Here is a 22,730-nt window from a genome sequence, read left to right on the forward strand (position 1 = left end):
TTTGAATTATATCATAATTTAATATTAATTTAAAGAAAATTTAACAGTTTTTTATTTTTTTTACAGAAAAAATATAATATTACTATACTTTACTTTTTATCTTTTATCCAAATTATTAATTTAAAATCACATTAATAAAAATATATATAATTATTTCATAAAATATTCTCTTTTTTTAATAGGCTTTTTAATGAGAACATATAACTTATTTGATAAAATAACAATCTAAAGCCCATATATTATGCAATATCAATATTTTATAAATTGAAAAAAAGATTATTTAGTGGTATAATTGATATTAATATTTTTGTAAATAAAATTATTAAAAAATTAAATTTTCAAAATAATAATTTTATATTAACTATAGTAATTTATATTTACTTACCAAATTTTATAACACTTCATAAATTATAAACAATTTTACTCATAAACTCAGTTTACTGAAATATTAATCTATATTTCGAGATTTCGAGGATTTCATATGATAAGCGAAAGATTACAATATATAATAGATGTTGTACCTATTTTGGACACAATAGCAGACATAGGTACTGACCATGGTTACATACCTGTTAATTTAATAAAAAAATCAAAAGCAAAAAAAATAATAGCAAGCGACATCTCCAAACAATCTTTGCAAAAAGCTAAAGACATAATTATTAAAAACCATTTTGAAAATTTAATAGATACAAGATTAGGAAACGGTATAGACATTCTTGATATAGATGAAACAGACGGCATTATAATAGCCGGCATGGGAGGAATACTTATATCCAAAATACTTGAAACCTCCTACTCAAATAAATTTATAAATAAAAAACCTGTTTTGATTTTACAACCTGTACAACAAGCAAAAGAGTTAAGATATTATCTATATGAAAATAATTTTAAAATAACAGATGAATATGTAATGCAAGAAAACAATAAAATATACCATATAATAATAGCTGAAAAACATCATAAAACAGATGACAAATACAATAAAATCACTAAAAATAAAGATATATATATGGAATTCGGACTTATAAATATAGAAAAAAAATCTGAGTTATTATCAAAAATTGTAAAAAACAATATCGAAAAAATAAAACTTTTGATAAACGAACTAAGTAAAAAATCAGTCGAACAACAGCATATAGACTTGCTTAAAGACAGACTTAAAAATATGGAGGATATATATTATGAAACTTGGGGAGCTTGCCCAAAAGCTTGATATTATTTTAAGAAAAGATATAGCTTGCAACTGGGACAATGTAGGTTTATTAATAGGAGAACTTGATAGCGAAGTTACAAAAATCACATTATCATTAGAACTGTGCGATAATGTCATAGACGATGCAATAAAAAATGGTTCAAATCTTATAATAACACATCACCCGTTGATATTTTCTCCTATAAAAACAGTTATATCCGGCGAATTAAAACAAAAATGGATAATAAAACTTATAAAAAATAATATAGCTTTGTATACAGCACATACCAACTTCGATTTGATACGAGGCGGACTTAATGACCATGTGATTTCTTTATTAGATGTTAAAGACATACTTCCACTTGGCGAAAACTTTGAAGATTATTACAGCGAATTCGGACGTATCGCAACACTTAACAAGCCTATGTATGCATTAGATTTGTTAAAATATTTACAAGAAAAACTTAAGATAAACGATGCAAGACTTATATCAAAAAACAATAAATTAATAACAAAAATAGCATTAGTTACAGGTTCAGGTTCAGAATTTATAGATATAGCCACAAAAAAAGCGGATTTATATATAACAGGCGATCTAAAATATCATGAATCACAAGATTTATATCAATCAGGTCTGTCTGTGATAGATGCCGGACATTATGGTACAGAAAAACATTTCGGTGATGCAATGCGAATTTTTTTAAATAAAAATTTGTCTGAAAATATTGAAATTTATATTTCAACATCACTTGATAATCCTTTTAAGCAAGTGAGCGAGGGCTTTTGTAATGAATAAAGAATTAATAAGAATACAAAAAGGTTACTTGTTGATAGAAAAAGCAAAAAACAAAATAAGAGTGCTTTCAGAAAACAAAGATATCCAAGACGAGAGAAAAAAACTCCAAGATATGAAAACAACAGAAGATGAAATAACCGAAAACACTAATCAATTAAAAAATAAAATTTTTGAAAACGAAGAAAAACTCTTAAAAAAAGAAAATGAATTAAATCAAATAATAAAATATTTGTACTCCAACTCAAAAAAAGAAACAAAAGATATAAAAGACAAAAAGAAAAGGCAAAAAGAAATAGAAGAAGAGAGAAATATCTTAAAAAAAGAAATTTCGGAATTTTTCCTAAAAGTGGATGCTTTGAAAGAAGAGATGAATGACTACAAGATAAATTACAATGAAATGGAAAAAAATTTTTTGAAAAAACTGTCTTTACAAAATGCAAAAATAGTAAAATATGAAGATAAAATAACCTTTATAGAAAAAAAGATAAGAAAAATAAGAAAAGGAATAGATTCAGTAGCATTAAGCATATACGATAAAAAAAGACAAAAAAGCATATTAGTAATGTCCAAAATAGACCAAAACAAATGCAAATCCTGCGGTTTGGAATTGGACGAAGATATTATTCAAAAAATTGCTCAAGACGAAATAATAGAATGTCCACATTGTGGCAAGATACTCTATATAGAAACTGAAGAAATTGAGGAAGAAAAAGATGTATGATTTGGTAGCACCCTGCCTTTTCGGATTAGAAAAAACAGTCGCCTACGAATTAAAGAAAATCGGAGCGGAAGACATAAAAATAACAGACGGAAGAGTCCACTTCAAAGGCGATGATATCATGATTGTAAAATCCAATATATGCCTTAGAACAGCACAAAGAGTGCTGATACAATTAGGACAATTTAAAGCATCCACATTTGAAGAATTGTTTCAAGGCATAAAATCAATAAATTATTCAAAATATATAAAAAAAGACTACAAATTTACAATAGCAAAAGCCAAAAGCGTAAAATCAAAATTGACATCAATACCTACAATACAATCAATAGCAAAAAAAGCAATGGCGGAAAGACTTAAATTATTGTTTGACACAGACATATTACCGGAAACTTCCAACATAGAAATACCGTTTAATATTTTGTTGCAAAACGACATAGCTAATTTATATATAGATACATCAGGAGCATCACTGCATAAAAGAGGATACAGAGAATTAACAGTTGAAGCACCTATAAGAGAAACAATAGCTGCATTTATGGTAGAAGCAACCCCTTGGAATATATCAAGACCGTTTTACGATATAACTTGCGGTTCAGGAACAATACCGATAGAAGCCGCACTTATCGGACTGAACATACAAGCAGGTATAAACAGAGAATTTTTAGGTGAAAGATTGCCCTTCATAGGCAAAAAAATTTGGAACACTATTCGTTCACATTATATATCACAAGAAAAAGACGAAGATTTTATCATAAATGCATACGATAAAGACAAAAATGCAATAGAAATAGCCAAAAATAACGCCAAAATAGCAGGCGTTGAAAATCATATAAACTTTGAAGTTAAAGACGTAAAAGAATTAAACATAAAAGAGTCAAACGGATTTATAATATCAAATCCGCCTTACGGAGTTAGAATAGGCGAAGAAAAAGAAATACAGCAGTTATATTCATATATGAAAAAACTGTTTAAAACTTTGGATAATTTCTCATATTATATAATCACATCCGATGAAGAAATCGGCGATAAGATAGGCATACCGTTCCAAAAAAACCGTAAAATATACAACGGAAGAATAAAAACACATTTTTATCAATATTTAGCTCCAAAGAAAAAAATCTAAAAAAGGAAAACTATGCTCTCAACACACGGTGCAAATGTAAAACAACTATGTATTAAATATAATCTAAACGAAGATAAGATAACAGACTTCAGCTCAAATATAAATATATTTAAACCTCATATAAACTATGAATTATTAGCTAAAAATATAAGTTTTTCAATAAACAGATATCCGGATATAGATTACAGCGAACTGAAAGAAAATATATCATATATATATAAAATAGACAAAAAATATATACACATCGGAAACGGTGCAACAGAACTCATATATGATCTGCTTATTTTAGATGAATTCAAAAATATAGGCATTTTTAATCCTACTTTTAGTGAATATGAAAGAGCAAGCCTGATAAATAAAAAAAATGTTATAGATTTAGACATAAATAAAATTGATCAAATAGACGAAAATACAAATATAAAAGACTTTAAAAACTTATATCTGCAAGAAAATATTAATATTCCCGACATACTTATATTATGCAACCCAAACAATCCTACCGGAATAATAAAAAATCTGCAAAATCTCATAAAATTCTGTAAAAAAAATAATATATTTTTACTTGTAGATGAAACCTTCATAGACTTTATGTATAATAAAAATTTTTCGCTTATTACAAAGATAGAACAGTATGATAATTTAATAATATTAAATGCCATTACAAAATTTTTTGCAATGACAGGCGCAAGACTCGGATATACATTTTGCTCAAATAAAGATATAAATAAATCTTTAGAAAAAATAAAAAAACCTTGGAGCATAAACATATTGGCAGAAGAAGTTGTCAAACAAATTCTCAATATAGACCCCTATTTTTATGAAAAAACTAAAAATTATTTCACAAATGAAAGCAAAAGATTATATGACAAATATTCAAGTATAAAAAATATATCTATAACAAACTCATCAGCACCTTTTTTCACAATATCAATCCACGATAAAAACTCACAAGAATTGCAAAAAAAATTATTGCTTGAAAAAAACATATTGATAAGAACACTTAACAATTACAAAAACATATCAAAAAACTCAATACGCATAGCAATAAAAGAACAACATACTAATGATATGTTGTTTGATATTTTGAGTGAATATTTTAATACTAAACACTAATTAATACTGTATTATAATTATATAGCTGCAAAATTATATTATTAAGTAGTAAATATATAAAAATCAGAATTTTATATTTTGTAATTAAGGCGTATTTGAAAAGTATAGAAATTTTCTATTGACTTAAATAATTACACTTGTATTAAAGTAAGAAACGAATTAACCTACAGCTACTATTATATATATCTTTTAAATAAATTTAATTTTGACTTTTCAGATACGTTCCGGTATTTAGTATTAATTAATCACCTATTAAAAGATTATGCTTAGCACATATGATAAAAAATATACGACTTTTATTAACCTTTTAATATTTTATAAATTTCATTTTTAAATCCTATCGTTATTATTTATTTTTATGTGTTTATAATTGGCGTATTGTGTTACATTTACATTATTTATATATCCCAACAAGTTTTTTTAAAAATCTTTTAAAGCATCTTCTAAGAATAACAGTGTTTCCAAGTTTTTCTTTTCATATTCATTCATAAGATTATTTTGTATATATTCTTGCGTCAAGTTGTCCGATTTTTTATACCATGGCTTTGACTCGAAATAATTTTTGAATTCTTCCATTTTGAATGAATACCCATATCTTGCATATATTTCATTTATAGCATATCTGATTATATCTTTCCCTTTTAAGTCTGCAAGCTCTACAATTTCTTTTTTACTTACATATAGTGTATTCGTGGGTAAAATATAATTTCTATCTCTTAATTTCTCCATTGATTCTATAGTTTTTTCATTTTCCAACATCAATGATATATTTTCATATATCTGGAATTTCATACTGTCATTATACATTAAAACACTTCTATCATAATCTAATTCTTCAAACGTATATCTCCCCAAATCTCCCAATATCTCATATACCGGCAATTCTTTTTCAAAACCGTTTGCATCTGTAGTCATAATCTTATCTCCATTATCTATATAGTCTAAACTATATGCTCCGACATTTGCAAATTTTTTGCTTGTTCTTAATATATATGCTTGACCCTTGATATTTGGATACATTCCTAAATAATTATCATAAACTGCATCATAAGCTACCCAGTCTATCTTTGTATTTCCTTTGCTGTCTTCAATTTCTTCAGATAAAAAATTAACCGCTTCACCTATCATATTATCATATTTAAATTTTTGAGTTACATAAAAAGTTTTACTTAATATCGGTTTTGATAATATATCAAAATCATATTTTTGTTGTATAGCGTAATTTTCAATATTACACAATTGTATTTGTTTTATATAATCAAGTAATTCTCTTTCTAACGATTTTTCATATTCAGCATTTTTTATTTCAGCTTTAAAAATTTCTAACTGATTTTCATCCAATTTTCCGTTTTTTGAAAAATTTTCATTAAAGAAATCTTTAATTTCAGTTTTACTGACTTGAGTGTCCGCTTTAATATTGTTTTCCATATGACTGCCTATATCTTTATTAGAACAGGAACACAATAAAATTAATGAAAATACAAATATAATTATAAGAGATAGTTTTTTAATGAATTTCATAATATTAATTCCTTATATACTGTCTTGTATGGTTTACTTGATAGTTTCAGTAGTATTATTTTGCTGTTGTATTTTGCGTATATTGTGTATGTTGTTTTATATTGTTTAAATCTTGTTATTTCTTTTAAGCAGTGTTTACATATTGTGCTTTTTGTTGTGGATTTTCCTTCATATCCTATATAGCTAATATCATGATAACACTGTATTCTAATGATATTAGCTATATCTAGTGTTATTTCCATTTTACATATATTTTCTTTTTTTGATAAAACTGTTTCAAAATATCTTTTATTTGTGTTATAACTACTCATATGGAGAATCTCTTTTAATTGTATTTTTTTGTCCAAAATTATTATACATTTTTTTAATTGAATTCTCCATATTTTTTACTTGCCCACCAAAATATTATAATACCTGAAATATATAATAATTAATTTTCAAATTACAATTTATTATATAAAGGCAACAATCTATGTTCTACACATTTAATTTTTTTAGAATATATACACTACACTATTTCTTACTACTGTTCATCCAAGCTTTAAATTGCTCATTCATTACATTTTTCCCCTTGTTAGATACCATATCATATTCACTTAACTTTCCTAGCTTTACCATCTTGCACAGTTCTATAAATGCCATCCCCATAGCATATGTTACAGTTCCAGCAGTTGCACCTGAAAGCAAACTGCCAGATATCGTTCCTATTACTGGTATTATTTTTAATAAATTACCAAATATCGTTTTTCCTACTATAGTTGCACCACCTGCCATTAGTGCTGTAGTAACTAGCATCTTTAAACCATCTTTTCCTAGATCTATTTCATATATTGAACAGATTGAACCCATCAAAACTACTTGTTCTGCTATAAGTGCTGGTGCATCAGCAAATGGAATTGGGATAAATGCAGTAGCTCCTGCTGCTGCTACTGCTACTGCTACTGCGTTTTCAGCTTTATCATTTAATTCTGCTAACGGTATTTTTTTAAATTCGTCATTAAATTCTCTTTCCATATTATAAACTCCTCCTAAATTATTTTATAAAAAAATCATCTATATTTTTTGTAGATATTAATATACTATCTGCTGAAACTCCAAGCTCTACAGCTAATTTTATTGATCCGGTAAACGCTATATTAACATCTTTATCAAATGCTAATTCTTTAAGATTCTTAAATTTCTTTAAGGCTTTATTTAGTTCAGTGAGAAACTTTTGGAATTTTATATCTAATTGTTGATTTAATTCTCGTACTTCATCATAATATCTTGTAACTATTTCTTGAGTTTTTTCACTGCCATATTTCTTGCATAAGCTATATACAAATTCTCCTGCTACATTGCCAATAATAGCACCAAGTACCGGTATTGGAATTAATACTTGTCCTGTTAATGATGCTATAGTACTTACTGTAACATCTAAACATAAAGTTTCGCAATTAATCACAAAATCTTCCTTAGTTATTTTTCCTTCTTCAAGTGCTTTCGCTTGTAATGCTATTCCAAAAGCTGCTGTTACATATGCTGATGCTACATTTGCAGGAGTGGCTGTAAAGTTTGTCATAATATATATGGAACCACCTCTTACTCCTCCTTTCAGCGCAGATTTTCCAGTATCAATGCCTATATCTTTCCAATCTTGTGAAGTAAATTGGGAAAAATTTTTTTCTTTTCTCTTGTTTACAACAGACATACAAAATGCTAATCCACCTTCAATAGCAGCACTAAATCCGGCTACTTTTAACCCTTCTTTTAAGCTAGGTTTAGCTTGCTCGTAAGCTTTCTTTCTTTGTTCTTTATCCTCCTTTCTTATATTCTTTTCCTCATTATTAACAGTTTCCTCTGCTACTCCTTGCTGAACTTCTGAATAATCTACAATAGACGAATTAATATCCTTTCCTAACTCTAAACCTTTGCTAGTTAAAAATTCATCTATTTTCTTAGCTAAATTATAATCTTCAGTACTTAACTGCGATGGATTATTCTTATATTTATCCAGAATATCAATCATTTTATTATATTGATCTTTAGGAATATCATAGGAACCACCATTTTTCAAAAAATTTGGATATTTTTTCATATGTTCTTGCAGAGCATCTTTTCCAAAAAATGTATTTTTGAGACCATTATAAAACTTAGATTGAACTTGATTACCATTTCTTAGATAATCTTCAGGCGCTGTTCTTCCAACACCTTCAAAAGTATGATTTTTATCTAATCCATTAATTAATCTTCTAGCATTGGAAAAGTTAACTTGCATATGTTCTGCTATTTCGCCATGTTTTGTTTTTAAACTTCCTAAAATATTCTTAGGAACAGCTATAAATTGCTTAATTTCCGCTAGTTCTTTCAATGCATCTTCTAAATTAATATCTTGTCTATTTAATTTATCAATAAGTTCATTTAGTCTAAGCTGATTTATATGTGTAATCCAAGCAGCAACTGCTTGTTCTTGACTACTTTTTAATGTTCTTTTAGTATCTTTTAGCATTAATAAACTCCTTAATTGCCTATATTTTTATTCAATAATGCTGACAGACTAAGAGTGTTGTTAACTAGTGTTCCTAAAAATAGTTTTTCATTATCGTCTATAATGTTATAGTCTAAATTCATAAAACTTAAAATCATATTTTTTTGTGAACTCAAATTGTTATATAAATCATTTGTTTTTGTAATAAAATCTCTGATTGTTTCATTAGTTTCATCAAGAGATTCTTTTAATTTTAAGATTTCTTTTGCTTCTTTAACAGCTTCATCTGCTATTTTCTTATTATCTTCTGATAATGAAAAAATTGATCTACTAATCCCTATAACACCAATTCCCCAACCAATAGGACCTATCAAGCCTAAAAACATATTACCTACAAGCATTCCTGCTCCTTCTTTTACCAAAAAACCTGCAAATGTTCTGCCTATCCACGCTATTGCAGCTTTTTGTGCAGCTGCCCCACTAAGAGCGCTTATAGCTGTTCCTGTAGATGCTGTACCAAAAGTAGTCGCCATAGCCATAAATGCATTTGGCGCCATGGATGCTATTCCTAATGCAAATGCTGTATTTTTTCCAATATTTTCAGCTACTTTAACTGTTTTTTTATACGCCTCTTGTACATATTCTTCTGTTTCCCTGAATTGTGAAATATCCTTTACTATTTTCCCTATGTTTGTATCAAACTCTTTAGGTGTATGTGCTATACTATTAATAACCATCTCAACTAAATTGATCAATTCTATCGATTTTTTTCTTATGACATATAATTTTTCACTATTTTCCAACATATTAGAATATGAATCATTATACTTTTTTACAATATCCTCATGAATTTTTAAAGCTTCATTCTTCAAATTATTATTAAACATAATACTTCCTCCTTAAAATATTTTTAACTATAAAGGTGTTCAAAATAATACTAAAATCTAATATAATAATAGAAAATAACTTTACATAAATCCAATAAAATAAAAGACCATTTAAAGATTTATTGATTTTATGAATTATCTACTGTTTTATTAGAAATTAGTATAAGAAAAAATAATTTTTTTATACAACTTTTTTGTATTATATCTATTCTATTACCTACTAATAACTGTAAATAGCTCAAATTTTAGGTTTACAATATAAGTACAACACTAAATAAAAAATAATACTCCTTTTTCAATAATATATGTCACGGTTACTTCAATAGCATTTTGAATTTTTTTATTCATTTATAATATTTATATTTCAAAAATCTCTCCATTTTTTATAAAATTACTTTTAAAATCAATTTTTACTCAACTTATCATCTCTGTAATATCTGCTTTACTTTTTATTCACACATTGATACTTTTCCGAATACTCAGTCTTCTTATGTCAACATTTGTTATGTTAATATTACAAAAATATTTTTATTTTATATAACAGTCCATATTATTTCTTTTCATTTCTTCTTTAAACCGTTCTTTCATTATTTTCTCACCTACTGAAGAGATAATATCTGATTCTCTTATATCTCCAAAGTTTACTTTCTCACAAACCTCAATAAAAAGCTTTACTTTCTTGCAAACCTCAATAAATGCCTTTCCCATAGATAATGTTATAATTCCAGAAGTCTCTACATAAATACTATTAATCAACATCGGAATACCATAAATTTTATAAATAATTTCAGAATTACATTCACTAAGCGCTTTATTTATAAGTATTTCCAATTTATTTTTTTCTATATCTATTCCATATATTCCGCAAATTGAAATCATCAAATCTATTTGTTCATTAATCAATGACATATTGGGACAAATAAGAAGAGCTCTATTAATTTTAGTCCGTTTAACAGCTGCTTCAACAACATCTTCAGCTTTTTTGTTCATTTCTGATAGTTCCATTTCTTTTTGTTTTTCATTAAATTCATTTAACATTTCAAAATTCTCCTTTCAATTTTCTTTAATTTTAAAATTATTGGTCAATATATAGGCCTATACTAAACGCTATTACAAAATATAAAACTTTTATATACTTACTACTTTAAGAAATATAATTTTTTAGCCATATATTAAATTTTAATTGCTGTTTAGTACAATTAAATGAATAATTAACATAAAGAATAATTTCTATTAATTTTTTATAAAAATACATTTTTACTCAACTTATCATCTCTATCATATCTCCTTGGCTTCTTATCCACATATCTATGCCTTTTCCGAATACCTCGGCTTGCACTGTATATACTCCGTCTTCTTCCGACAGTATTTGTGCTGTGGGTAAGCGGTCGAGTATTGCATCTATATCTGCTCCGTTATACTTAAACTTGATTTTTTGGAGCTTGCCTCCATACATAAATTGCACTCTTTTCCTGAATTCACCTTCTTGAAATCTGTTTGCATAAGGTATGTACATATCTTCATCCAATATTTCTATTTTTTTGATGCGATCTATCCTATATATTGTAGGAAATGAATCGTTTATTATGTCAAATTTTTCTCTTAATTTTTCGTCATCAATAAATGCCGTAATATAAAAATAATACTCTGAAAACATTATTGCCAACGGTTTTATTTTTCTTGTAACTACTGATTTGTCTTTGAGACGAAAGTAGTCTATGTTTATAATTTTTCCTTTTTTTATGGCTTGTGCTATAGTCCATAAATTATCCATAAATGATGTTTTATGTTTCAGCTCTATGTAGTGAAATTCTTCATTTTGTATAAGCTCTTTAATCATCATCCTATCTTCTTTTGGTACACAGCATGATATGAGCTTGTCCAAAATTTGTTGCATTTCTTCTTTGATAAAGGCTCTGCTTTCCAATAATATTTTGCATATTGACAAAACTTCAGGATTTGTAAGTTTTATATTATATATTTGTTCTAATTTATAACCTTTTTTCTCTCTATCGTACACTATTGTGTTTGCATATGCAGATGATGAGGTATCTCTGTCAAAAAAATATCTTATATCTCCTATATCTCTGTCTATGCTTCGCTCGTTTACGTTATGATTTTGTGCTTCTTCACTCTTGTTCACAATTTTTCCGTCCATAAGTTTGGTATATATTTCCAATACTCTCAAAACTTTGGCTGTACTTTTTTCCAATTCATCATCTCCATTTATTTACTATATTTTTTATATTGATTCAACATAGAATAATAGATAATTTATAAGTAATTTTATAAAAGTGTTGCACTTAACTTGACAATCTATCTTTATAAAAAAATTAAGATAACAAAAAAACTATATCAAGTATGATATTATATCTATCAACTATACTAAAATATCAATGTTTTAAATATTCTTTTCATGTAGAAAAATAATTTATAGTAATTATATAAATACATAAGTTTTTTTAATTTGGAAATTTAAAAATGAACACTATGTATAATTCCATCACACTCTTTAAAAGTGTCATCAAAAGCACCTTTACTATATACTTTAAAAGTTCCGTCTGATTTTAAAATATGCCAATAATAAGATGTATAAGTAATTCCAACCCATTCTTTTAATATAACAAGACTGTCATCTGATTCATCAGTAGACGAGTTTTCACTTACAGTAGCTATAATTTTAAGTGTTTCTACCCAGCCTCCTCCACTCTCGACTGAACAAACTGTTTTCCATTCGTCAGTGGTATTATTAATAGGTTTAGCTGATATTTCATTAACACTAAAAACTTCATCACTTATATATCCAAATCCTTCAAATACTTCGTTGCCAAGTAAGTTATATCTAAAATTTTTTTCTTTATAATTTTTAACTAATTCTTCACCAGCCGGTACCCTTCCGTCTACACCTCTTAAATACAATCTTCGTGCACTACGAATTTTGTAACAGCCAATCTCGAATACATGTGCACAAACTTCTCCATCCAATAAATCCTGTTCGCTTAAATCTAACACATTTTCTTCTATATTTCTTATTTCTTTTCGAATGTACATAGGTCTATTTAGGCATTCTTTAAGCGATTCTTCTATATCTTCATGTTTATTATTTAAATATACTCCTTTTTTAATTTCATTTATTTCTTTATCGTATTTCATTTTTTTCGATTTTACTAAATCCATAGCAATAATCCAGCCTACAGCTTCAGTTATACCTGCTGCAACAATACCGGAAAATCCCCATCCTATTATGGGAATAAATTTTACTATTTGTCTGCCGATAAATGTAGTTGCTACTACTGTAACCATAGATTTTGCAACCGATTCTTCAATTTTTTCTCCAAATACATTCCCAAGAGATATAACCATCGTAATTTGTGCTGCCGATATCGGTATAGCATCTGCAATCGGTATAGGAATTGCCCCGGCAACTCCTGCCAAAATACTTGCATCATGTATAATTTCTCTGCACTTATCAAATTCATATTCAGACATAATACCCCTTGCTTCTTTACTTTTTTCTTCATTTATTTTTTTATAATAGTTAATCATATCAATAACCTCCATTAAAAATACGGCAGTATTAAATAAATATACTTAAAATTAGCCTAATTTCAATAAAACTGATTGTTTCTATGATAAAGGCTTTTACACCATACTTCTCTTAATTAAAAATTCAAAATTCTATGTTAAAAATACTGTCAAATTTAGCCTTAATCATATTCCAACAAGTAAAATATAATTTCAAAAAAATGTCATTTTCCCATAATTTGATTTACATCGCATTGATAAATAACCCAATAATTTTCAAATATTTGCTGTTTTTATATTCTTGAAAAACACTTAATGCCTTAAATTTCTGTTGATTGTAAAAATAAATAATATAAAAAATCATACAATCTAAAGAAAATGTAAGTGCTGATTTTTTTAGTTAGGGCGAAGCGATGTCACTCATATAGTAGGTCTATTATATCACCCCCCCCCCTATAGAAATCAACACTTATTAATAATTTTATTATTTTCTATAGATAAATCATATCATTAAGTAAAATGTAAATTCATACCGTAAGCTATTTAAAATAAGATACAGCACTAAAATACAAAAAAGTATTTTAATGTTGTTTGATTAAGGCGATTGCTAACGATATCGTAGTTAAAAGTAATCCTAATCAAAATACATTTAATTTAGTGCTTTTTATTTATATGACTAATTTAATTAGATATTTCTATAATTTACAGTTTTTATAGTATTTTTATTTTCTTTTGTTTAAAATGTCAAAAGCCTTAATTTTTCCTACATACTTTTTCACAAGTTCTTTAATCTCTCGTTCTAAATCTGTTTTATTACGATAGACATGAGAATAATTTACATCTCCGTCGTATTCCAAATTATAAAGGCGTATAAATTTTCTTGCATACTTTTTCATAAGTTCATTGTTCTCTCGTTCTAAATCTGTTTTATTTTGTTCTATATTGCAGCTTATTTCTGTAAGTTTATTTTCTTTTTCAAGCCATTTAAATGTTCTTAGATGCGGAATACCTACTCCTCTGCCATAATCAGGCGGATAGCCTACACCTATATTATATCCTTTTACACTTGCTTTCGTTCCGTCTTCTTGTGTTATATAATTCGTAACTTCTTCATTTTCATGTGTGTGTCCGAAAAAATATATTATATTGGGGTCAAGTTTTAATTTTGTAAAATATGTTGTTTCCTTTCCTCTTGTTCCTTCTAATTTTAAAACAGGTACATGGCTTACGCATATATCACATTTGCCGTAGATTTCTTTTGTGTAAAATGAATATCCTTTTCTATACGATTCATATAGATAGTCTTCTGTTATAAAATGTTCATCGTTCATGAAATGATTGAAAGCATATCTTACTTTGGGATTGTTCATATTGTACATTAAAGGTAAAAAACCTATTTTAAGCGTTTTTTCTTTATTTTTTATCTCTTGCACGGTATTTGCCACATACTTTATATTAGGATAATCTTTTAAGTCTTCTATTAATTTGTACAGTCTGTTGTCACCTGAATCTTTATCTTGAAAATAATATTCGTGATTTCCGTCTGTATACCAAACATTTTTCCATATGCTTGACGCTTTTATTAAAAATTCTTTTGAATATGTGTTGTTGTTTGCTATATCTCCTGATATTATTAGAGTGTCTTCAATCTCATCTGTGTTTTTTATCATACTGTAAATATAATTATCTACATTCATTCGTACTGTATCTTTCAATTTTTCAGACAATGCGTCCGTATTGCCCATGATATAATCATATTGTTTAAATTTTGGAATATTTGTATGATAATACATATCTATGTGTATATCTGATGTTATGTTGAACATTTTGAGCACCTCTCTATTATTTTTATAATATTACTGCAATATCAAAAATCAATTTACAATCTATTATAAAAGCATTTATATTTTGTAATGTTGTTCAATATCGCTTATATTTTTATTATACCTTTTAAATTGGACAGATTTTGTCATTTAAAAAAATTTTTTTTATTTTTCCTGAAAGATATTAAAAAATTTTAAAATTTCTCCACTTTTTATAAATTAAATCTGAAATTATTTTAAAAATTGTTGTATTTTTTAGATTTGAAATATTTTTTATTCACTGTTACAAAAACTATAAATTTTATAAATTAATTGAAGTTAATTCTTATTATTTTTATTTATCAATACTATATATGCAAAATTCAATTTTTATGCTATTATTAAATTGTATATATTTTATTTTTCTATTAATTATAGGAGGTCTTATGTACGATAAAGATATCACTGAAAAATATAGACTTACAAGAGATAATTGCTTAGTGCTTGTGATTGATTTGCAGGGCAAACTTCTCAAAGCTATGTTCAATGAAGAAGATTTAAAGCTTAACGGAAAGAGATTGGTTGAATTTGCAGATATATTTTCAATTCCTGTTATATTTACAGAGCAAAATCCGAAAGCTCTCGGTCCTACAAGTGAAGATGTATTGTCTGCATCAAAGAATCATGATTTAATTTCAAAAGTTCAATTTTCAGCTTTTCTTCCTGAGCTTAAAGAGTTGCTTAAAAAATACAAAAGAACACATATAATTATGCTTGGAGTGGAAACTCATGTATGCGTATATCAAACTGCTCGTGATTTGATTTCAAACGGATATGAGGTTACACTTATAAGCGATTGCGTAGGTTCAAGAACTGAAAAAAATTATCTGAACGGTATAGATATGATGCAAAAAATGGGTGCCGTCATATCTAATACGGAGACTGTTTTATTTGATGTCTTACACACTTCTGCAGATCCTGATTTTAAAAAAGTACAAGCATTGATAAAATAATCTTTAATCATAAAATTTTTTGTTTTTGCTTGTAAATGAAGTAATAATAGCAACATAAAAAGATTTAAAGATTTGATGTATTTTATAATATATTACAAAACATATTACAAAACTTGACAAAAATAAATATTTGATGTATTATTTAATCAGGAAAAGTCGTAGTAAAGCGACTATATAAAAAAATTTATACACGAGAAGATTTGCTTGTATAGTAGCAAGCAAGGTAATCAAAAAAAATACTATCTTAAGAAGAAGTCCTGTCATTTAGACGGGACTTTTCTGCAGGAGAATATATGGAATTTAGATTTTTGACAGATGAATTTTTTAATGATTACAAAGATTGCACCGAAATGGAAAAGAAGAATAATAGACCTTATGCAAATATATGCTTAATAGAATTGGATAATATATATTTTGCAATACCAATAAGACATAAAATATCACATTCTTATGCGGTATTTACAAATAAAGAAAAAACACAAGGATTAGATTTAAGTAAAGCTGTAGTAATAAATGATGTAGATAGATATATAGACAGAACGAAAACAGCATATATATCTGACGAAGAATATAAACAGCTTTCACGAAAGAAATATTTTATAAAACAAAAACTAATAACATATATAAAAAAATATAAAAAAATAGTAAATAATAAACATAATCAAAGAGATGAAATATTTTGTAAAATGTCTTGCTTACAATATTTTCATAAAGAACTGAACATATAAAAATCTAACTCAAAAGCTGATGGTAAATTAATATCGTTGGCTTTTTTTATACAAAAAACTGTGCATTCGTTGTACTGTTTTTTACTTTTTTTCTATATATTGAGTATTTCATATTCTATTTGGATATAAAATCAACTATATTAAATTATATATAGTTATAATTAAACAATGGATAATTATTTTTATAGTATACTTATATTAAAAATGAATATAGCTATAGAAAAATAGTATTTTGTCAATTTAATAAAATACAACATTATTTATAGAATTATTAATATAAATCATCTATTATTCTATTAAAAATCAGCATTACACTAATGTCTAATTAAATTGACATATAATAAAAATACTAAATTTACAAATCAATAGATTATATAATAAATAAAGGGGTGTTTTTTTTGGATGGAATAATAAGTAGTAGACATATGAAAAAAATAGATGCTTATGCTACTGAAAATCTTGGCATACCAAGTATAATACTTATGGAAAATGCAGGTGTAGGCAGTTATTATCTGTTGAAAGATGAACCTTACAAATCATATGTAATAGTATGCTCTACAGGAAACAACGGTGGTGACGGTCTTGTACTTGCAAGACAATTATTCGTAGCAGGAAAATTCGTGTATCTGAATATCGTAGGTGATATGGATAGACAAACTGATGAGTTTAAAACAAATCTTGAAATAATAAAAAAAATAGGACTTTCTTACAGACTTATAAAAAATAAAGAAGTCGATTTAGAAATATTAAAAGCACAAATCGAGCGAAGCGATGCTGTAATAGATGCTATATTCGGAATAGGACTTACAAGAGATGTAGAAGGCATATTCGCAGATACTATAAACATAATCAACGAATATTCAAAATATACAGTATCCTTAGATATACCTTCAGGACTTGAATGTGATAACGGAATTGTTATGGGTACATGCATAAAAGCTAATAGAACAATAACATTTTATAAAACGAAAAATGCCTTGGTAAATGAAAGCCAATATTCAGGCAAAGTTGATGTAGTTCCAATAAGCATACCTTATGATTTAACCATATAGAATTAAATCTATTTATTATTTTAAAATTAAATTATCACAAAAGGAGAAATTGATTATGAAAAATATGCAAATGCGCAGAAAAGACAGAGCAATGGACGAGGATTTTGCACTTCAAGTATTGGACAACGCAGGTTATGCAACAATCTCAATGTATGACGGCAATGAACCGTATGCCATACCTATATCACATGTAAGAAATGAAAATACAATATATTTTCACTGTGCAAAAGTAGGCAGAAAAATAGATATATTAAAAAAATATCCAAGAGTATGTATAAGTGCAGTTTCAAAATCAGAGCCTATATATGACGGCTCTTATACCACATATTTTCAATCAGCAATATTCTATGGCAATGCCGTATTTGTAGAAGATGAAGAAGAAAAAATATTTGCACTTAAAATATTATGCGAAAAATATCTTCCTAATGATATGCAATATTTTGAAAGCGCTATACAAAAAAGTTTAAGAGTTACACAAATAATAAAAATAGATATGGAAAGTTTTTCTTCAAAAGAGAAAAAACCGCATTAAAATGTATATATAAATAAAACTATATTATAATCATATAGTAAATATATAAGTTTATAAATATAATCATTAATTTTTTTCGGTATTAAAAATCTCGAAAAAGCTATATTAAAAAATAAAATTTGTTCTGTAAAATTTGTAGAACTACATAAAGGAATATATCTTGAATGAGCGTACTGAAGTTACACAAATGAAAGATATATGAAATTTAATGAAGTAAATACACTGTTTTAGGATAAATTTTAATAAATTAAAAATAGTATTAAACAGGTGAACAATGATAAAATTAGTAGCAACAGACTTAGACGGCACTATGTTTGACAGCAAAGGTCAAATACCGCAAAGTGCAAAAGAAGCCATACAAAAATATTCAAAAAAAGGAGTTCATTTTGCATTTTGTACAGGCAGAGGTTTTATGGAAATGGACGAAGTTATACAAAGACTTCCATACATGGAATATGCCATAACTGCAAACGGAGCCTATGCTTTTAATGCTTGGACAAAACAGGATATGTACAAAATCTGTATCGAACCGAAAGATTGCCACATAATATTTTCTGCTTTAAAAGAAAAAGATGCACTTTTTGAACTTTATCAAGATGGTAAAATATACTGTGACAAGAAATTGAAACAAGAGAGATATAACTATATCCCGGTTCAATTCCACGACCTTATCAATGCGTCAAGAGAACTTGTAGACGATATGGAATATTTCATAAAAAATATGAAAAAAGGTGCAATAAAATTACACTCATTTTTTGGAAGTACAACTGCAAGAGATATGACATTTGAAGAAATAAAAAACCTTCCATACGAAATAGTAAGCCAAAGTATGAATGAATTGGAGATAAATGCAAAAGGTGTAAATAAAGGTTTCGGTATAGAGAACTTGGCAAAAAAATTAAATATAAAAAAATCTGAAATACTTGCTTTAGGAGATAATTTTAACGATATTTCAATGAGAAACACTTCAGGAACTTTAGTTGCAATGGGAAACGCTGTTCAACCATTAAAAGATATGGCAGATTTTGTTACTAAAACCAATGATGATGGTGGAATGGCATTCGCATTGAATAAATTTTTAGGTTAATTTTTAATATTTTAAAAGGAATTATAATGAACATAATAAATGATTTAATAAATAATATTAAACCCTTAGACAAAGAGTCTATGAAAAAAGCCGAAGAAAGACAAAGCAATATTATAAAACCGCAAAAAGCATTAGGAATATTGGAAAATATTACTGTACAATTAGCCGGCATATATAAAACTTCAAATTTGACTATGCCTAAAAAAGCTATAATTACTTTCGGATCAGACAACGGAGTTTATGAAGAAAACGTATCAAAAGACAATCAATCATTAACAGCAATTCATTTTCCAAATTTTGTGCAAAACTATTCTGCTATAGGCTCTATATGCGAATATACACATACCAAGATGCTGGCTATTGATATAGGAATAAACTCTGATAAAAAATTAAGCGATAAAATAATTGACGAAAAAATTTACAAATCTACAAAAAATATGACCAAAACTCACAGTATGAGTAAAGAGCAGGCAATAAAATCCATAAAAACAGGAATAAACTATGCAAACAAACTTATTGATGAAGGATACAATTTGATTTCTTTAGGAGAAATGGGTATAGCCAACACTACTATAGCAACAGCAATAGTATCTTGTATAACGGATAAATCTCCTGATGAAATAACAGGCAGAGGCTCAGGTATAAATGATGATATTTTAAAAAATAAGATTAATGCCATAAAAAAGTCTCTTGAAATAAATAAACCAAACAAAAATGATTATATCGACATACTCACAAAAATAGGCGGATTTGAAACAGGCGGTATGCTCGGCGTAATACTTGCCTGCTGTGCAAGGAATACTCCTGTGATATTGGACGGTCTTATAACATATTCCGCAGCAATGCTTGCAAAACTTATTACTCCTATAACAACAGATTATCTCATATGCTCACATAAAACAAGGGAAAAAGCCGGAAATTTTGCATTAGAATATTTAAATCTCACTCCCCCGCTCAATTTAGATTTGTGTCTTGGCGAAGGATACGGAGCTGTACTGTACTCACAAATAATAGAAAATGCAATATTTTCATATAATACAATGAAAACTTTTAGTCAGTTAAATATGCTATAATATTTATTTTTACAATAGATTAATTTTAAAAAATAATATAAATACAATTTCTGTGAATTTTATAAATTATGCTGTTATCAGATTAAAAACAGATATTTTTTAATATAATCTTCATTAATTTATACTTATACCTAATTAAATAAACTTTAAGTGTAAAATTAATCATCTGATTATTTTACTTATATACAACGGAGGTAAATATGGCTTTTGACGGGCTTACCATAAACTCAATAGTACAAGAATTACAACAAAAAATCACTTCACTCAAAATAGATAAAATATCACAAGCTGAAAAAGATGAGATTCTTCTATCCTTAAGAGGCAACTCAAAAACTTATAAATTACTTATAAGTGCAAGCCCCTCTTTTCCAAGAATATATCTCGCACCAAGCTATAAAAAAGAAAATCCGCTAAAAGCACCTAACTTCCTTATGATACTTAGAAAATATATTCAAGGCGGAAGAATATTATCAGTATCTCAAGACAGTTTTGACAGAGTTATATATATTGACATTGATACATTTGATGAGCTTAAAGAACAAAAAGTGCGAAGACTTATAATAGAAATAATGGGTAGACACAGCAATATAATACTTATAGATAAGCAAAGCAATAAAATTTTAGATGCCGCAAAAAGAATACCTATATCTGTAAGTTCATTTAGAGAAGTATTACCTGCAATAACATACAAATCGCCTCCTGAACAAGAAAAATCAAATCCTACAGATAATATAAATCTTGAAGATTTCATCAAGCTTACTTACCAAAAAATGCCTATATACAAAGTGTTATACTCCAAATTTTCCGGGCTTAGTCCTCTAATAGCTAAAGAAATTTGCTATCGCAGTAACATAGATATATCAAGTTCAGCTACAGAATTGTCGCCAATAGAAGTAGAAAGATTGCACAATTCTTTTTCAAGAATTATGAGCACTATAAAAAGCGGCGACTTTGAGCCTTGCATAGTATTTGATAAATTAGGCTTTACAGTGGATTTTTCATGTATATATCTGTCAATGTATGACGGCTTTGAGATAAAAAAAGAAGACAGCATATCATTCATATGCGAGCAATACTACAACACAAGAGATTCAAAAGACAGACTTAATCAAAAAAGCCATGATATAAGAAAAATATTAAAATCAAAAATATCTACATTAGAAAACAAAATACAAAAACAATCGCAAGAAATAAATGAAACCATATGTCTTGAAGACTATAAAAAAGATGCAGACCTACTCACAGCCTACATCTACATGATACAAAAAGGCATGAAGAATATAGAAGTAGATGATTTTTACGATGAAAATACACCTAAAACTACAATAAGCTTAGATGAAAATCTAACACCGTCAGAAAATATACAAAAACTATATAAAAAATACAATAAAATGAAATCTCGTAAAAAAGAATTATCCACACAAATATCACAAGCTAAAGAAGAATTAGACTACCTTTATAATTTAGAATTATCCATAGAAAATATATCGAATATAAGTGATTTAGAAGACATAATAATCGAAATGCAAGCACAAGGAATAGTTAGGAAAAATAAATCCGATACAAAAAAGAAAAAACATAAAAGTGAATTCAATCCTATGAAATTTATATCAGATGATGAATTTGAAATATACGTAGGCAGAAATAATAATCAAAATGACTATTTGACACTGAAATTTGCAAAATCCGATGATATGTGGTTGCATACAAAAAATATAGCAGGTTCACATGGTATAATAAAATCAAAAAATGGACAAATATCAGAAAATTCTATAAAACAAGCTGCAATAATATGTGCATTTTACAGCAAAGCCAAGTTTTCACAAAGTATTCCGATAGATTATACATTGAAGAAAAATGTAAAAAAACCGAACGGTGCAAAACCCGGAATGGTAATCTATGAAACAAATTCTACAGTTTACGTAACACCTGATGAAGAATTGGTTGAAAGATTAAGAATAAAAGAATAATGCAAAAAAGAGTATAGAAAAAACTTCATATACTCTTTTTTATATCCTCTATACTAATAATATCTAATAAAATTATAGATAAATAATATAATAGTAATATAAATGCTTTATTTTAAAAATCAATTATT

At 27.0% G+C, this 22,730-nt stretch carries 21 protein-coding genes; 12 read left to right on the forward strand and 9 right to left on the reverse strand.

The window, feature by feature from the left end; genetic code table 11:
• Window positions 1-481 precede the first annotated feature (481 nt).
• Genes HMPREF9629_RS06895 through HMPREF9629_RS06915 form a run of 5 tightly spaced genes read left to right on the forward strand, consistent with a single transcriptional unit; the run spans window position 482 to window position 4,945 of the window.
• Entirely contained in the window at window positions 482-1,213 is a 732-nt protein-coding gene (locus HMPREF9629_RS06895; RefSeq protein WP_009525659.1) for a tRNA (adenine(22)-N(1))-methyltransferase, read from the forward strand.
• Window positions 1,182-1,988, forward strand: coding sequence for a Nif3-like dinuclear metal center hexameric protein (locus tag HMPREF9629_RS06900; protein WP_009525660.1), 807 nt, complete (start codon window positions 1,182-1,184; stop codon window positions 1,986-1,988). The genes HMPREF9629_RS06895 and HMPREF9629_RS06900 overlap by 32 nt, the downstream gene beginning before the upstream one ends.
• A complete protein-coding gene (locus HMPREF9629_RS06905) occupies window positions 1,981-2,709 on the forward strand; it encodes a hypothetical protein (RefSeq protein ID WP_009525661.1) in 729 nt (242 codons plus the stop codon). Before HMPREF9629_RS06900 ends, HMPREF9629_RS06905 begins: the two co-directional genes overlap by 8 nt.
• On the forward strand, window positions 2,702-3,832 hold the full coding sequence (locus HMPREF9629_RS06910) for a THUMP domain-containing class I SAM-dependent RNA methyltransferase (protein WP_009525662.1): 1,131 nt from the start codon (window positions 2,702-2,704) through the stop codon (window positions 3,830-3,832). Before HMPREF9629_RS06905 ends, HMPREF9629_RS06910 begins: the two co-directional genes overlap by 8 nt.
• A gap of 12 nt (window positions 3,833-3,844) precedes the next feature.
• Window positions 3,845-4,945, forward strand: coding sequence for a pyridoxal phosphate-dependent aminotransferase (locus tag HMPREF9629_RS06915; RefSeq protein WP_009525663.1), 1,101 nt, complete (start codon window positions 3,845-3,847; stop codon window positions 4,943-4,945).
• 420 nt (window positions 4,946-5,365) lie between these two features.
• On the opposite strand, the gene HMPREF9629_RS06920 is transcribed toward HMPREF9629_RS06915, so the two are convergent.
• From HMPREF9629_RS06920 to HMPREF9629_RS06960, 9 genes are all read right to left on the reverse strand, one after another.
• Window positions 5,366-6,373 (reverse strand): YARHG domain-containing protein, encoded by a 1,008-nt coding sequence (locus tag HMPREF9629_RS06920; RefSeq protein WP_242822025.1) that lies wholly within the window; start codon window positions 6,371-6,373, stop codon window positions 5,366-5,368.
• A gap of 89 nt (window positions 6,374-6,462) precedes the next feature.
• The gene (locus HMPREF9629_RS06925; RefSeq protein ID WP_009525665.1) at window positions 6,463-6,777 is read right to left on the reverse strand and encodes a hypothetical protein; all 315 of its coding nucleotides are present in this window, start codon (window positions 6,775-6,777) and stop codon (window positions 6,463-6,465) included.
• Between the two features lie 202 nt (window positions 6,778-6,979).
• Window positions 6,980-7,480: a YcjF family protein gene (locus HMPREF9629_RS06930; RefSeq protein ID WP_009525666.1), complete on the reverse strand. Its 501-nt coding sequence runs from the start codon at window positions 7,478-7,480 to the stop codon at window positions 6,980-6,982.
• A 19-nt stretch (window positions 7,481-7,499) separates the two neighbouring features.
• The gene (locus HMPREF9629_RS06935; RefSeq protein WP_009525667.1) at window positions 7,500-8,954 is read right to left on the reverse strand and encodes a hypothetical protein; all 1,455 of its coding nucleotides are present in this window, start codon (window positions 8,952-8,954) and stop codon (window positions 7,500-7,502) included.
• A gap of 11 nt (window positions 8,955-8,965) precedes the next feature.
• Window positions 8,966-9,820 (reverse strand): hypothetical protein, encoded by an 855-nt coding sequence (locus HMPREF9629_RS06940; protein ID WP_009525668.1) that lies wholly within the window; start codon window positions 9,818-9,820, stop codon window positions 8,966-8,968.
• A 528-nt stretch (window positions 9,821-10,348) separates the two neighbouring features.
• On the reverse strand, window positions 10,349-10,858 hold the full coding sequence (locus tag HMPREF9629_RS06945; RefSeq protein WP_009525669.1) for a hypothetical protein: 510 nt from the start codon (window positions 10,856-10,858) through the stop codon (window positions 10,349-10,351).
• A 223-nt stretch (window positions 10,859-11,081) separates the two neighbouring features.
• A complete protein-coding gene (locus HMPREF9629_RS06950) occupies window positions 11,082-12,032 on the reverse strand; it encodes a helix-turn-helix transcriptional regulator (protein ID WP_009525670.1) in 951 nt (316 codons plus the stop codon).
• A 263-nt stretch (window positions 12,033-12,295) separates the two neighbouring features.
• Window positions 12,296-13,366 (reverse strand): YcjF family protein, encoded by a 1,071-nt coding sequence (locus HMPREF9629_RS06955; RefSeq protein ID WP_009525671.1) that lies wholly within the window; start codon window positions 13,364-13,366, stop codon window positions 12,296-12,298.
• A gap of 701 nt (window positions 13,367-14,067) precedes the next feature.
• Window positions 14,068-15,171, reverse strand: a complete 1,104-nt coding sequence (locus HMPREF9629_RS06960; protein ID WP_009525672.1) for a metallophosphoesterase — start codon at window positions 15,169-15,171, stop codon at window positions 14,068-14,070.
• A gap of 422 nt (window positions 15,172-15,593) precedes the next feature.
• Here HMPREF9629_RS06960 and HMPREF9629_RS06965 point away from each other — a divergent pair, with 422 nt between their 5' ends.
• The 7 genes from HMPREF9629_RS06965 (at window position 15,594) to HMPREF9629_RS06995 (ending at window position 22,602) form a co-directional block, all read left to right on the forward strand.
• Window positions 15,594-16,160, forward strand: a complete 567-nt coding sequence (locus HMPREF9629_RS06965; RefSeq protein WP_009525673.1) for an isochorismatase family protein — start codon at window positions 15,594-15,596, stop codon at window positions 16,158-16,160.
• A gap of 293 nt (window positions 16,161-16,453) precedes the next feature.
• Complete coding sequence (gene tenpIN, locus HMPREF9629_RS06970; protein WP_009525674.1) at window positions 16,454-16,888, forward strand: type III toxin-antitoxin system TenpIN family toxin; 435 nt, start codon at window positions 16,454-16,456, stop codon at window positions 16,886-16,888.
• A gap of 389 nt (window positions 16,889-17,277) precedes the next feature.
• Window positions 17,278-17,940: an NAD(P)H-hydrate epimerase gene (locus tag HMPREF9629_RS06975; RefSeq protein ID WP_242822026.1), complete on the forward strand. Its 663-nt coding sequence runs from the start codon at window positions 17,278-17,280 to the stop codon at window positions 17,938-17,940.
• Window positions 17,941-17,995: 55 nt separating this feature from the next.
• Window positions 17,996-18,472 (forward strand): pyridoxamine 5'-phosphate oxidase family protein, encoded by a 477-nt coding sequence (locus HMPREF9629_RS06980; RefSeq protein WP_009525676.1) that lies wholly within the window; start codon window positions 17,996-17,998, stop codon window positions 18,470-18,472.
• 274 nt (window positions 18,473-18,746) lie between these two features.
• Window positions 18,747-19,559: a Cof-type HAD-IIB family hydrolase gene (locus tag HMPREF9629_RS06985; RefSeq protein ID WP_009525677.1), complete on the forward strand. Its 813-nt coding sequence runs from the start codon at window positions 18,747-18,749 to the stop codon at window positions 19,557-19,559.
• Window positions 19,560-19,585: 26 nt separating this feature from the next.
• Window positions 19,586-20,632 (forward strand): nicotinate-nucleotide--dimethylbenzimidazole phosphoribosyltransferase, encoded by a 1,047-nt coding sequence (cobT, locus tag HMPREF9629_RS06990; protein WP_009525678.1) that lies wholly within the window; start codon window positions 19,586-19,588, stop codon window positions 20,630-20,632.
• A 200-nt stretch (window positions 20,633-20,832) separates the two neighbouring features.
• Window positions 20,833-22,602: an Rqc2 family fibronectin-binding protein gene (locus tag HMPREF9629_RS06995; protein ID WP_009525679.1), complete on the forward strand. Its 1,770-nt coding sequence runs from the start codon at window positions 20,833-20,835 to the stop codon at window positions 22,600-22,602.
• Window positions 22,603-22,730 lie beyond the last annotated feature (128 nt).

It is taken from the genome of Peptoanaerobacter stomatis, assembly GCF_000238115.1.
Classification (GTDB): Bacteria; Bacillota; Clostridia; order Peptostreptococcales; family Filifactoraceae; genus Peptoanaerobacter; species Peptoanaerobacter stomatis.

Coding starts and splice junctions, on each gene's coding strand:
- HMPREF9629_RS06895 (WP_009525659.1), top strand. CDS start 482: ATGATAAGCGAAAGATTACAATATATAATAGATGTTGTACCTATTTTG.
- HMPREF9629_RS06900 (WP_009525660.1), top strand. CDS start 1,182: ATGAAACTTGGGGAGCTTGCCCAAAAGCTTGATATTATTTTAAGAAAA.
- HMPREF9629_RS06905 (WP_009525661.1), top strand. CDS start 1,981: ATGAATAAAGAATTAATAAGAATACAAAAAGGTTACTTGTTGATAGAA.
- HMPREF9629_RS06910 (WP_009525662.1), top strand. CDS start 2,702: ATGTATGATTTGGTAGCACCCTGCCTTTTCGGATTAGAAAAAACAGTC.
- HMPREF9629_RS06915 (WP_009525663.1), top strand. CDS start 3,845: ATGCTCTCAACACACGGTGCAAATGTAAAACAACTATGTATTAAATAT.
- HMPREF9629_RS06920 (WP_242822025.1), bottom strand. CDS start 6,373: ATGGAAAACAATATTAAAGCGGACACTCAAGTCAGTAAAACTGAAATT.
- HMPREF9629_RS06925 (WP_009525665.1), bottom strand. CDS start 6,777: ATGAGTAGTTATAACACAAATAAAAGATATTTTGAAACAGTTTTATCA.
- HMPREF9629_RS06930 (WP_009525666.1), bottom strand. CDS start 7,480: ATGGAAAGAGAATTTAATGACGAATTTAAAAAAATACCGTTAGCAGAA.
- HMPREF9629_RS06935 (WP_009525667.1), bottom strand. CDS start 8,954: ATGCTAAAAGATACTAAAAGAACATTAAAAAGTAGTCAAGAACAAGCA.
- HMPREF9629_RS06940 (WP_009525668.1), bottom strand. CDS start 9,820: ATGTTTAATAATAATTTGAAGAATGAAGCTTTAAAAATTCATGAGGAT.
- HMPREF9629_RS06945 (WP_009525669.1), bottom strand. CDS start 10,858: ATGTTAAATGAATTTAATGAAAAACAAAAAGAAATGGAACTATCAGAA.
- HMPREF9629_RS06955 (WP_009525671.1), bottom strand. CDS start 13,366: ATGATTAACTATTATAAAAAAATAAATGAAGAAAAAAGTAAAGAAGCA.
- HMPREF9629_RS06960 (WP_009525672.1), bottom strand. CDS start 15,171: ATGTTCAACATAACATCAGATATACACATAGATATGTATTATCATACA.
- HMPREF9629_RS06965 (WP_009525673.1), top strand. CDS start 15,594: ATGTACGATAAAGATATCACTGAAAAATATAGACTTACAAGAGATAAT.
- tenpIN (WP_009525674.1), top strand. CDS start 16,454: ATGGAATTTAGATTTTTGACAGATGAATTTTTTAATGATTACAAAGAT.
- HMPREF9629_RS06980 (WP_009525676.1), top strand. CDS start 17,996: ATGAAAAATATGCAAATGCGCAGAAAAGACAGAGCAATGGACGAGGAT.
- HMPREF9629_RS06985 (WP_009525677.1), top strand. CDS start 18,747: ATGATAAAATTAGTAGCAACAGACTTAGACGGCACTATGTTTGACAGC.
- cobT (WP_009525678.1), top strand. CDS start 19,586: ATGAACATAATAAATGATTTAATAAATAATATTAAACCCTTAGACAAA.
- HMPREF9629_RS06995 (WP_009525679.1), top strand. CDS start 20,833: ATGGCTTTTGACGGGCTTACCATAAACTCAATAGTACAAGAATTACAA.